We start from the raw sequence: 13,180 nt of genomic DNA, 5'->3' as shown, positions 1-13,180 counted from the left end.
TGCTGCCTCTACGCTACCTGCTGGTGACCCATCCGGTAGCAACATGGTGGCTCCCGAACAACTCGGAGGGGTAATAGAAACCCAAAGCCGTGAGCTACAAGGTCAAGGGGAAGGGGAAATCCAAAACCTCAAACAACTTGGGGGACGGAGCACGAGCGAGGCTCTACCTCAGGTTGAGATGCTACCCGGTGCCGAGTTCCTGAGCATTTTAGAGGAAGGGGTTGGTCGCATTCCTCTGAGTGAAGCAGATCTGCATCAGTCTCTAACCGAACCTCCAGCAGCGGTGCCCCTGCCCCCTGGAAGCACACCTAAGTTTTACTTTTTGCCAGACTCAAAACCGGCGGAGTCAACTTCATCCAAGCCTTCCACTGAGCAACAAACCTCGCAACTGCCCCAGGATGGCTTTGATGTGGAAGCGGTACGGCGAGACTTCCCAATTCTGCACCAGCAGGTTCATGGCAAGCCACTGATCTGGATGGATAATGCGGCCACCAGTCAAAAACCCCAGAGCGTGATCGATACTCTATCCCAGTTCTACGAGCAGGATAATTCCAATGTACACCGAGGGGCTCATACCCTAGCGGCGCGCTCTACCAATGCCTACGAAGACGCTCGGGAGAAAATTCAACGGTTTCTGGGCGCAAGTTTAGCCAAGGAAATTGTCTTTGTACGGGGTACGACCGAAGGGATTAATCTGGTGGCGCAAACCTATGGTCGCAAGCATGTTAAAGCTGGGGATGAGATTTTGCTCACTACCTTAGAGCACCACTCTAACATTGTGCCCTGGCAGATGCTAGCCCAAGAGAAAGGAGCTGTGTTAAAGGTTGCTCCTATTAGTGATCAAGGGCAAATCCTACTGGAGGAATATCAAAAACTGCTCAGCGATCGCACCCGTATCGTTGCTCTGAGTCATGTTTCCAATGTCTTGGGAACGGTGCTGCCCATCAAAACCATGGCAGCTATGGCTCATCGCCATGGTGCTACGGTGGTGGTCGATGGGGCTCAATCGGTTCCCCATTTCCGAACCAATGTTCAAGACCTGGGGGCTGACTTTTATGTTTTCTCCGGTCACAAGCTCTTTGGCCCCACTGGCATTGGTGCTCTCTATGGCAAGGCAGCTTTACTCAAAGAGATGCCCCCCTGGCAAGGCGGTGGCAACATGATTGAGTCTGTTTCCTTTGAAAAAACCACCTTTAACGACATTCCAGCTAAATTTGAAGCAGGTACCGGCAACCTGGCAGCAGCTGTAGGTTTAGGGGCAGCCATTGACTATCTCAATCAAATTGGTTTTGAAGCGGCGGCTAAACATGAAGAAGCATTGATGGCCTATGCCACAGCGGCAATGGCAGCTATTCCAGGATTGCGCCAGATTGGTACAGCGCCGGATAAGGTCAGTACGTTGTCCTTTACCCTTAAGAATATTTCTTCAGAGGATATGGGGAAATTCTTGGATAGTGAAGGCATTGCCGTACGTGCCGGACATCATTGTGCCCAACCCACCCTGAAACGGTTTGGGTTGACTAGCACTGTGCGCCCATCCTTAGCCTTTTACAACACCTTTGGAGAAGTAGATAAGCTGATCGCAGCAATTAAAAAAGCAAAACACCAGTTATCTTAAAACTCAATCCAAATATCGTAATCAGGGTAAACGCATCTTGTCAATAAACTGGGAGTATTTTTCAATAAACCAGGCTTTATTGGGCTTGTTGACAAGGAATTTTATACATAAAATAGTGTTTATTTAATTTTAAATACACTATATATAGGAATCGTGCCAATTAGATGCGTTTACTCTTAGACCCTAATCGTTTAAGAGAACCGATTCTATGGTTTACACATCGGAGCACCCACAACAGAGTGTAAGTGTTCGGGCCGCCAAGAAACTAGCCTGTACCACCAAATCCCCGCTGCAAATGCGGGCCATTTCACCACGCTGGTTGCTCCAGCTATTGCCTTGGGTTGAAGTGTCAGGGGGGACTTACCGTGTCAACCGACGGGATGTCAGGATTTCAGAGGGTTTTTCCGCAAACGATGACGGAGAAAAGAACATTGACATCTTAAGTTGTCACGAAGGGGAACCCACCCTCACCCAAACCTTTGTTGACTACGACGATGATCCGCCGGAATATCCCTTAAGGGTGGCTCAAACGATTGTGCGGGTGCATACCCGGGTCAGTGACCTCTACAGCAATGCCAGAGATCAGTTGCAAGAGCAGTTGCGCTTGACTATTGAAGCGCTAAGGGAGCGCAAGGAATGGGAAATTGTCAACAACGATGGCAATGGTGATCCAGACCGAGCCTTTGGGTTACTCCACAGGGCGGATCCTTCCATGCGACTCTCAACGCGCACAGGCCCCCCTACCCCAGATGATTTTGATGAACTCCTGGCTAAGGTGTGGAAACAACCAGCCTTTTTCTTGGCTCACCCCAAGGCGATCGCTGCCTTTGGTCGGGAATGCACTCGTCGTGGGGTTCCCCCAGCCACAGTTAACCTGTTTGGATCTCCCTTTATCACCTGGCGCGGGGTTCCCATTATTGCCAGTAACAAACTTGCCGTGGATGCCAAAGGCAAATCCAATATTCTGCTGATGCGCGTGGGTGAAGCGCAGCAAGGAGTGGTAGGGCTACGTAAAACAGGTTTGATTGGCGAACATGAAGAGATTCCAGGTGTGTCCGTACGGTTGATGGGCATTGACCAGAAAGCGATCGCCTCCTACCTCGTCACCCTTTACTTTTCCGCCGCTGTGCTGGTTCCCGATGCTTTGGGGGTACTAGAAAATGTAGATATTGGTTGCTACTATGATGAAGATGCAAATAGTAGGAAAAGACCCTCGGCATCTTCTGTGTCTTCCAATGTGTCATCCAAACAGGCCGTTCTCACGTTTGATGGTCAGGATGATTATATCGATTTGGGAAATCAGCCTGAATTTAAAATTGCCAAAGAGATCACCCTAGAAGCTTGGGTTTATTGTGAAGCCCAAGTTAGAGAGGCTGGTATTATTTCCAATGTTTTTGATACAGGTGCTGCTAAGAGTGGATACGGTCTCTTACTCAATGGGAAAAGCGGGATATTTTTTGCTTTGAAAACCTCATCTCAAAAAATTATTTATTTGAATAGTAAAAGCAATAGCCTTACATTAAATCAATGGCATCATATTGCTGGAACTTACGATGGTAAAGAAATGAAGGTCTATGTAGATGGAGTAGAAAAAGCAAATCGAGCTCTAGAATCTTCTGGTATTGATTACAAGCCCGAAAATGATTTAGCAATTGGCAGATATAACGATAACAATGAAACCCATCTTTTTAAGGGTAAGATTGCTGAAGTTAGGCTTTGGGGAGTGACTCGTACTCAGGCAGAAATCCAAAAGGATATATCTTGCCGTTTGATCTCGAATGAACCAGGACTAGAGGGATATTGGCCTTTGAACGAAGGGAGTGGCAATACCGTTTCTGATCGTACAAGTCATGGTAACAATGGCACAATTAATGGTGCAACTTGGGGGACTGCTGATGATTTACAGCTTTGAACAAAATCTGCAAAAGCAGAGCTAGTAGGGTGGGCAAGGACAGGTAAAATGTCTATCCCACAAGTAATCAAAGCTAGTAGGGTGGGCAAAATGAATATCTTTAAGGATTAGACTGATAAATCGCCCATTTTTGCCCACCTAAGCTGTTCGACATTTAACTTGCATGTTTTGGACGGGCGAGACGCCCATTCCACAAAGAACTAAGGACAGGCAAGATGCCCAATACTGCATTCTCAATTCTCAATTCTCAATTCTCAATTCTCAATTCCCAATTCTACATTCCTCAGGGTAATTGGCATAGTTTCCGGAGCAGGAATAACCCTACCAATCAAGGAGCTTTGTTTGTGGCCAAATGTTTTCAACTTCTTGATACATTCATCAACGTTTTCAGCTGGAATAGCAGCCAGGAGTCCACCAGAGGTTTGAGGGTCAAATAACAACTGGTATTTGGCTAAATCACCAACCTGGGTAGCATTATTGATGTAGATGGCTAGTCGTAAATTTTGAGGGTGTAGGGAACTGGTAATTCCTGCTTCCACGGTTTCTATGGCTCCTGGCAAAATCGGTATGGCATCTAAGTCTAATTCAACTCCCACTTGGGAGGCTTTTACCATCTCTAAAAGGTGTCCGAACAGCCCAAATCCAGTAATGTCAGTGCAGGCTGTTGCGCCGGATTCAAGAAGGACTTGGGCAGCAGTTTGATTGGAGAGCAACATGGATTCAAGGGCCTGCTCAATCCAGCGACCTTTAGCTTGGTAGCGCATATCAGCTGCAAACAGTGTTCCTGTACCAATAGCTTTGGTTAGCATCAACACTTGCCCAGGTTTCATCCCACTTTTGCGCAAAAGTTGGTCGGGATTAACTAGCCCGTTGCAGGACAGACCAAAGGCTAATTCCGCGCCTTCAGTGGTGTGACCACCAATTAAGGGACTCTGACAGTCTTGGAGGATTTTATTGGCTCCCGACATCAATTGATAGAGGGTTTCCTCGATCTTTTCGTCTGTCCCGTAGGGAATGGTGACGATGGCTAAGGCACTTTGAGGGGTTGCTCCCATGGCAAAAATGTCACTCAAACAGTGATTGCTGGCAACTTGACCGAAGATATAGGGGTCATCGATCAAGCTACGAAAATAATCGACTGTCTGTACCAGCAGTTGACCGGCTGGCACTTGCAAAACAGCTGCGTCATCTGGGTCCCCCAATCCAATCATAATATCGGCTCCTCCCATGATCGGCAGCCGTTTGATCACCTTTTCTAGGATTGTACTACCCACCTTTGAACCACAGCCTGCACAGTGCATTTTGGGTTTGCTAATCGGTGATGGCAACAGGGAACTGGAGAGATTGTCTTCTTGTCTTTTGGACTCTTGATCTCCCCTACTGCTTGGTTCTTCCGCTTCCATTGACGGTAAATCGTCAAACTTATCCATGAATTTGCGGTCAATTTGGTCTTTCCATAGCCACAGCAGCGGTGAGCGCCACTCCAAAAATGACCAAGAAGCGATCGCTTGTTTGTCCCCCGTGCCAATTAAACTTAAATATCGAGCCTGGGGATGGTAAGGGAGCAGTTTTTGGCCTAAGACAATCCGTCGCAGGTTTTCAAATAATGGTTTTCCCTGACGAACAGCAAATACCCCAGCTTTAGGCCGCTGGTAGTTTTGCATGGTGGCAATATCTCCAGTAGCAAAGACATGGGGATGGGAAATCGACTGTAAGGTATCGGCAACGAGAATGAACCCGCGCTCATCAGTGGCTAGTCCTGAGGCTTTAATCCAACTGGGAGCCGAGGCTTGAGTCACCCAAAAGACATGGTGGCATTCAACTTTTAAGCCAGAGTCACAGATCACCTTGAGGGGTTGGGATTGATCGGCATCAGCAGATATTTGACTCACTTCTTCCCTTAAATGGATTCTAATTCCTCGTTGGAATAAAATTTTTTCTAAGTGACCCCGGACCCAACGATTGTGCTGGGGTAACAGTTGAGTACCTCGATGGAATAAATGAATTTGTAACTTCTCCGTCGGTTGACCAGCATCGGTTAAAATTTGATGCAATTTTGCTTGCATGTTCAGGGCCAGTTCTACTCCACCAGCTCCACCCCCAACAATACCCAAGGTGAGAGGGCCCATGGGATTGTGTTCCACCTGGGCAGCGATTTGCTCCCAGGCTGCCAAAAACAGGGGAACCGGTTTTGCAGGAATCGCATACTTAGCTGCACCAGGTGTTCCAACCCTTGCTGGCGTACTGCCAATATCAATGGATAAATAATCAAAGGCAACAGGGGGATGATTGGCACAAATTACTTTCTTTTCAGTTAACTCCAGACCAATCGCTTGGTCTAAATATAACTGGGCTTTGGAAAACACCGCCAGACGACGCAAGTCGATGTGAGCTTCATCGTAGGTGTAAAAACCGGCAACATGACCTGGTAGCATTCCCGAATAGGGGGTGTGGGCATTGTCGGTAATCAGGGTTATACGGACACCAGGCAGAGGTTTCATGGCAAACTTTTTGAGAGCGATCGCATGGCTGTGACCACCACCAACTAAGACTAAATCTGTGGTGATCGGTTGAGGAGCTGGCTGCATGAGACCCGTTGAAAAAATTGAAAAAGCTGTCTTCAGTTTATCTAATTTTGCTTCAATAAAACCCACATCCCAGACTTGACAGTGTCATAGGTAATAATCAGGCTTTATCTGTGGCTGATCAAACATCGATAGCGCCAAATTAACTATTTATAGGTAAAAAAAATCGCCAAGCTACACAGAATTATTAGCGTATTACTTTAATACTACAACTTGATCGGCGAAATCTGGGATAAAAAAAATTCAATTTTTACCTTAGCCAAAGTATAATCTTCACAGTTTGATGATCAAGGAAGAAAACAATGAACAAAAAAATCTTACTAGGTTTTCTTTTAGTCCTATTACTACCGGTTACTGCCTGTTCCCCTAGCTCCGATTCTACATCCTCGTCTGGAAATGGGGCTCAGGTTCAATCTTTTACCACTGGAGCAATCCCCGATCAAGATCCTGAAAAGTTACAGCGACTCTACGGCAAGCTTGCAGCTTACCTAGAAGCAGAATTAAAGGTTCCGGTAGAATACAAGCCTGTGATTGACTATGCAGCAGCGGTAACAGCTTTTCGGGTGGGGGACTTGGATCTGGTCTGGTTTGGTGGACTGACTGGGGTTCAAGCACGGTTACAGGTAGAAGAGGCTGAAGCGATCGCTCAACGGGATATTGATGCTGAATTTCACACCGTTTTTATCGCCAATAAAAGCAGCGGGCTCAAACCCATTAAGGATATTAAAGATTTAAAAGTTTTGAAAGGTCATACCTTAACTTTTGGCAGTGAGTCATCTACCTCTGGACGCTTGATGCCCCAGTATTTTCTCGAACAAGCAGGGGTAACCTTAGACGATTTTAAAGGTGAAGTTGGGTTTTCCAAATCCCACGATGCCACCATTCAATTGGTTGAGGCAGGGAGCTACAAGGTAGGAGCCTTGAACGAACAGGTCTGGAAGAGTCGCGTTGCAGCTGGGAATGTGGACTTAAAAAAAGTAGAGTTGATTTGGCGAACTCCAGCTTACTATGATTATCACTGGGTGATTAATCCTAAAGTCAAAGAACGCTACGGGGATGATTTTGTCGAGCGGGTTCAAGCCGCCTTGTTAAAGCTAGATCCTAATGTTCCCGAGCAAAAAGAAATTCTTGACTTATTTGGAGCTACTAAATTTATTTCTACAAAAAATGACAACTATGCCCAAATTGAGAAAATTGGACGGAAAATTGGCAAGATTAAGTAAATAAGCTGATCTACATTTAAATTGGCTATTCCCCGTTCCTTTATCCGCTGTTCCCTGTTACCTTTGAGCAATTTAGGTGGCGTTGCGTCAGTCTTCGCGCTGAATAGGAGTAGGGTGGGCATCCTGCCAGCCAGAAAAGATCGCCGAACAGGCAAGATGCCCATTCCACAGGTGCGACCCGTGGCGAATTTAATAATTAGATGCGGAAAGCGCACCTAAAAACTTTTAAAATCATTCCAATATTAAGCAACGCCAAATGCTGAAGAGCTTATCACTAATCACCAATGACTAAAATTCCTATCTTTGAACTCAAACAGGTATCCCAGCAATTTGGCCAGTTTCGGGCATTGACTAACCTTAACCTCAAGATTTATCCTGGGGAACGAGTTGCCCTAGTGGGGGCGAGTGGTGCAGGTAAAAGTACCTTGATGCGCCTGCTCAATGGCATCTTACTCCCCAGCGAAGGAGAAGTCTGGGTCTTAGGTCGTAATCTAGCTAGAATCTCCCCGCGCCAATTGCGTCAGGTGCAGCGTCGCCTTGGCACCGTTTACCAACAGTTCAATCTAGTCAATAACCTCCGGGTGATTCATAACGTTAATGCGGGTCATTTAGGACGCTGGTCATTAATGAAAGCTCTTGTTTCTTTATTGTTTCCCCAAGAGGTAGACACTGCTCTCAAGGCTTTAGCTCAGGTAGGAATTCCCGAAAAGCTTTATGCACCAACCGAGGAACTGTCTGGAGGACAGCAACAAAGGGTTGCCTTAGCTAGAGTGCTGGTGCAAAATCCTGACGTGATTATTGCTGATGAACCGATTTCTAACCTGGACAGGCAAATGAGTCGGGAAATTATGGATTTGCTCAAGGAGATAACTGAAACCGGGGGAAAGACATTAGTAACTAGTCTGCATTCTCTCGAATTCGCCTGCAGTCATTGCGATCGCTTGGTGGGATTGCAACGGGGACAGATTGTCTTTGATGTTCCTCCAGCGGTTTTGTCTCAGAGCATGATCGACAAATTATATGCTACAGAGACTGATCTTATGAATGTATAGTTTTCAATTTTCAGGAACCTTTCCGTCTCAACTTATATAGCAGTCGAAGGAAAGTTTAAGACACATTAGACATCTCCACATAATCTTTAATCGAGTCAAATAAAGAAAATTAAACTTGTGAAAAATTATAATTTAAAAAAAATTTTATAAACGATATTAGCGTGACCAAAGTAGTTATATTAATTGCCTAATTTTTTACTACATTAAAGCTAAGTTATTACATATTTACACTACCATTTATTTCGTTTGTTGCGTCTATTAACCTCTAGTTTTAGGGTGTTATGGTATTATATAAATCTCTATTTGTGTTCCCTGTTACCCGTTTTATTTTCCCTGTTACTTTATCCACTGTTCCCTTGAAACCAAAATACTATTAAAATCCGTTGCAATAACTTAGATGACTCAAAGTTTATCTCGTCCACCATTACTGAATCGCAGCCTGCTGTGGGGAATTTGTTTTGTCATTTTTATCGGGATGGCGGTTGTTAAAGCTGGTATCTTTGAGCAAGATCTTGTTAATGTGGGAGGATTTTACCAACTGTTGCGGTTCTTGCGGGCGAGTTTGCACCCCGAAGTGAGTCCTGAGTTTCTGCAGCTGACCCTGAAGGCTACCCTCACGACCCTAGCTTATGCCGCCTGCGGCACTTTTCTGAGTATCTTGCTCGGCGTGGTGGCAGGAGTTATCACCTCCCAGGTTTGGTGGTTGACAGTCTTGCCTCACTGGACTCTGCGACAACCCATCTGGCTGGGAATTCGGGGACTGCTGGCCTTCCCCAGAGCAATTCATGAGATGATCTGGGGCATTTTTTTTGTCAGTATCTGGGGTTTAGATCCTCTGGCGGCCATTATGGCCATCGCCATTCCCTATGGGGCAATAGTCGCGAAGGTCTTCTCAGAAATTCTGGATGAAACGCCCCGGGGTGCTTTGATGGCATTACTCAGTAGTGGCGTGTCCCCCTTGATGGCCTTTCTTTACAGTATCATTCCGCAAGCCTTTTCAAATCTCCTGTCCTACACCCTCTATCGCTTTGAGTGTTCCATTCGTTCAGCTACTGTACTGGGACTGGTTGGGGCTGGTGGGTTGGGCTATGAGATCTTGCTGAGTTTACAGTCTCTGCGTTACGAACAACTATGGACATTTTTCTATGCCCTAGTTTTATTAAGCGCTGCGATTGACATCAGTAGTGTCATCTTGCGCCGCCGGATTAATTTGAGAGTAGTTTTAATTTTAGTGGCTTTGTGCTGTTTGGGGTTTTTGTATGTCAGTCCTGATCTGAGCAAGTTTTGGTCTCCCCGAACTCAAAAACTCTTGGGTGACATTGCCCAAGCATCATTTCCCCTCGATTTTAAGACTGTGCCCTTGTCGCAGCTGTGGAAGTTATCACTACAAACTCTAATTATGTCTGTCCTGGCCAGTGCTGGTTCTGGTCTTGTAGGGATTGTTCTGTCTTTTCCGGCAGCCCATAATTTTTTGCTACCAGGGGGATTGCTCAATCCCAGTCCAAAAGCTTCCCGATTAGCTGCCTTACAAGGCTGGTCTATCTTAGTATTCACCAGGATCATACTACTGTTTTGCCGAGCTATTCCTGCCCCAATTTGGGCATTAGTGGTGATGTTTGTCATGTTTCCGGGAGTTTTACCTGGTGCGATCGCCCTAGGATTGCATAATCTAGGCATCCTTGGCAGGTTGATGGCAGAAATAAATGAAAATTTGGAAAAGCCTCCCTTAGAAGCCTTAAAAGCACAAGGAACTCCAGGAGCACTCTTGTTTCTCTATGGGATATTCCCGATGAATTTACCTCGTTTTCTGGCTTATATTTTCTATCGCTGGGAGGTGTGTATGCGGGAGACGGTCATTGTAGGATTAGTTGGGGCTGGAGGATTAGGGGTGTTGTTGACCGAACAACTGAGCAGCTTTGATTATCGCAGTGTGGGCATGACGCTGGTTTGTTTTGTCTTTTTGACTTTTTTCGTTGATTGGGTGAGTGCTGCCGCTAGAGAATCGATAACTCCTCATAAATCTCTAAACTATTGACACTCCCCGCTAATCGCGAGACGGGGATTCTTCACTCAATGACTCGGCTTGCTGAACCTGACCGGAATCAAGGACAGTAGAGGCCAAATCTCCTGAAGCGTTTGGATTAATAATCCAAGTTCCGACGTGCCCCGTCGTACTTATGGCTCGATTTCGGATGTTGATAGCGGCATTGTGGTCTCTATCAAGTTCACACCCACATTCACATACATGAGTCCTAGTAGATAGGGACTTTTTAACAGTTTCACCGCATTCAGAACAGTTCTGGCTAGTGTAGGCAGGATTCACTGCAACAGTCATCCTGCCAAACTTAATCCCAAAATGCTCCAACCATTTCCTAAATTGATACCAACCAGCGTCATTAATAGATTTGGCGAGACAGTGATTTTTTACCAGATTCTTAACTCTTAAATCTTCGTAGGCGACCAGATCGTTAGATCGGATTACGCAACGTGCAAGTCTCTTTGCATGTTCTTCACGCTGCCTACTTATTTTAAGGTGCTGTCTACCTAGTATATTGACCGCTTTTCTTCGGTTGGATGAGCCTTTCTTTTTTCGGGAAACCCGACGTTGATAAAATTTTAAACGTCTTTCCCCTTTTCTATAGAATTGGGGGTTAGGTTCAGAATGACCATTGGAGTCTGTATAAAACTCTTTGAGTCCTACATCCAGACCAATCATTTCACCTGTGTGCTCTACTTCCTCTTTTACGTTAACTGCAACGCAAAATTGAACATAGTACCCATCAGCTCGTTTAACTATCCGAACCCGATTAATTTGCTTCTTGTCGAAGCGCCACAAGTCCCAAGTCCCCTTTAGCTTAAGCTTTCCAATCCCTTTTTTGTCTGTGAACGTTATCGACTTTTTATCAGGAGATAACTTCCATCCTGACTTCTTGTACTCGACAGAGCGAGCACGCTTTTGGAATCTAGGAAAACCCTTTTTGCCTGGAACTTTTTTCTTGCAGTTATCGTAGAAGCGAACAATCGATGACCATGCCCTCTCAGATGCAGCCTGACGAGCGGTAGAGTTTAATTCATTAGCAAAGGTAAACTCTTTAGCTAGTATTTTAGAGTACCGGCTAAGGTCACTTTTTCCTGTCCCTTTGTTGTCTAACCACAGGCGAATACAACTATTTCGGATAAACTTAACTGTCCGGATAGCTTCGTCTATAGCTGAATATTGATACTTTTTGCCCTTGGCTTTAAACTCTAGAATGATCATTGACCTTAGATCACGCTACGCGAACGAAATTCGACCTCCTCGACCTTGACCAACGGTCACGCTACGCGAACGGTCGCGCTACGCGAACGATATGTCTTTACTCTAGCAATTTTATATAAAAGCGTCAAGTACTAGTCAAGATTTTTTTCACGGCGACTCAAGTCGCTGCTAGTCTTCATCCCGGAGACGAAACCTTAGAATAGTGGAGCCTTATTACAAAAACCTTCAAACTTTTACTCATAACCTGCCGACTATAAAGGCTCCACTATTCTTGCGGTAAATTCTAACCCGGTTTAAAAACGCGGGGCTTTCGACTTGTGCGTCCCCTCGTAATGGGATTATGCTTCTGCCTTACTGGCGTTGCACAATAACAGGATGATGTACCTATTTGCCGAAGGAAGTTTGAACTGTAGACTATAAGCCACTTTTAGTTATGTGCAAAAAATGGTAACATCCCACAATTGTGCAACGCCCCCTCACTAACCTAAAGCTTGAGCGAGATCTTCTAGTAGATCATCAGTATGTTCAAGACCAACAGACATCCGTAACAGATTGTCTGGGGTTCTGGTACCAGGAAATTCCATGGAAGCACGATGTTCGACTAAACTCTCGACACCACCCAAGCTAGTGGCTCGTGTAAATACTTTCACCTTGGCAGTAAAGGCAAAGGCATCTTCGATGTTTCCTTTCACCTGGAAAGAAATCATACCCCCAAACAGGTTCATCTGACCAGCAGCAATCCTATGTCCTGGATGGTTTGGCAATCCCGGATAATGAACAGCTTCTACTTGGGAGTGTTCTTCTAAAAACCGTGCCACCTTCAAGGCATTTTCTGAATGAGCTCTCATGCGGTAGGGTAAGGTCTGAATGCTCCGCAGGAGTAACCAACAGTCGAAAGGAGCGGCTACTGAACCGCCAGCCATCTGAATTGTTTTAATTTTTTGAAAAAATTCATCCTCAACCTTAGTAATCACGGCACCTCCTAAGACATCACTGTGTCCACCGAGATACTTGGTTGTGGAGTGTATAACCAAATCTGCCCCCAACTCCAACGGACGTTGGCTAATCGGTGTTGCCCAAGTGTTATCGCAAACACAATAAACATTATGCTGATGGGCAATATGGGCAATTTTGCTGATATCGGTAACCCTTAACATTGGATTGGAAGGGGTTTCTATCCAAATCAGCTTGGTATTGGGTTGAACTGCCTCCATGACTGTGCTAGGGTTAGCCATATCTACAAAAGTAACCTCCAAATTCCAAGGGCCGAAAATTTCTCGCAAGAGAAACCCAGTTCCTGTATAACTATCTAGAGGTGCAACTACATGGTCTCCAGGAGACAAAGCCTGGAAGATACTCAAGGTAGCTGCTGAACCAGAAGAAAAAGCGGCGGCGGCTGCTCCCCCCTCCAATTTAGACAGGCATTTCTCCAAACTATCCCGATTCGGGTTATTGTCTCGACTGTAGTTATAACCCTGAGGGTAGCTGCCGTCTGGCTGACGTTCAAATGTAGTAGATAGATAAATTGGGG

General features: G+C 45.6%; 8 protein-coding genes and 1 pseudogene. 6 read left to right on the top strand and 3 right to left on the bottom strand.

The genetic code is table 11. The annotated features are described in order from the left end of the window. Positions 1-388 precede the first annotated feature (388 nt). The 3 genes and pseudogenes from F6K49_RS10575 (at position 389) to F6K49_RS10565 (ending at position 3,530) form a co-directional block, all read left to right on the top strand. On the top strand, positions 389-1,618 hold the full coding sequence (locus F6K49_RS10575) for a cysteine desulfurase (RefSeq protein WP_293070285.1): 1,230 nt from the start codon (positions 389-391) through the stop codon (positions 1,616-1,618). A gap of 208 nt (positions 1,619-1,826) precedes the next feature. Further along, positions 1,827-2,801 (top strand): annotated as a pseudogene (locus F6K49_RS10570) (family 2B encapsulin nanocompartment shell protein); the annotation flags it as partial. Between the two features lie 42 nt (positions 2,802-2,843). Further along, entirely contained in the window at positions 2,844-3,530 is a 687-nt protein-coding gene (locus tag F6K49_RS10565; RefSeq protein ID WP_293096517.1) for a LamG domain-containing protein, read from the top strand. A gap of 254 nt (positions 3,531-3,784) precedes the next feature. Here the strand turns inward: F6K49_RS10565 and selD are convergent, their stop codons facing one another. After that, positions 3,785-6,118: a selenide, water dikinase SelD gene (selD, locus tag F6K49_RS10560; protein ID WP_293043606.1), complete on the bottom strand. Its 2,334-nt coding sequence runs from the start codon at positions 6,116-6,118 to the stop codon at positions 3,785-3,787. A gap of 299 nt (positions 6,119-6,417) precedes the next feature. Between selD and F6K49_RS10555 the strand changes: the two genes are divergently transcribed. The 3 genes from F6K49_RS10555 (at position 6,418) to F6K49_RS10545 (ending at position 10,425) form a co-directional block, all read left to right on the top strand. After that, entirely contained in the window at positions 6,418-7,338 is a 921-nt protein-coding gene (locus tag F6K49_RS10555) for a putative selenate ABC transporter substrate-binding protein (protein ID WP_070391728.1), read from the top strand. 284 nt (positions 7,339-7,622) lie between these two features. Beyond that, complete coding sequence (locus F6K49_RS10550) at positions 7,623-8,390, top strand: ATP-binding cassette domain-containing protein (RefSeq protein WP_293096412.1); 768 nt, start codon at positions 7,623-7,625, stop codon at positions 8,388-8,390. Positions 8,391-8,787: 397 nt separating this feature from the next. Beyond that, on the top strand, positions 8,788-10,425 hold the full coding sequence (locus F6K49_RS10545) for an ABC transporter permease subunit (RefSeq protein ID WP_293096408.1): 1,638 nt from the start codon (positions 8,788-8,790) through the stop codon (positions 10,423-10,425). A gap of 9 nt (positions 10,426-10,434) precedes the next feature. On the opposite strand, the gene F6K49_RS10540 is transcribed toward F6K49_RS10545, so the two are convergent. Both F6K49_RS10540 and F6K49_RS10535 read right to left on the bottom strand, forming a co-directional pair. Further along, entirely contained in the window at positions 10,435-11,649 is a 1,215-nt protein-coding gene (locus F6K49_RS10540; protein WP_075897520.1) for an RNA-guided endonuclease TnpB family protein, read from the bottom strand. Positions 11,650-12,128: 479 nt separating this feature from the next. Then, the coding region (locus tag F6K49_RS10535; RefSeq protein WP_293096405.1) for an aminotransferase class I/II-fold pyridoxal phosphate-dependent enzyme at positions 12,129-13,180 on the bottom strand (1,052 nt) is incomplete at its 5' end.

It is taken from the genome of Moorena sp. SIO3I6, assembly GCF_010672095.1.
Note: the sequence above shows the minus strand (reverse complement) of the source record. Positions and strands in the feature narration are given on the sequence as shown.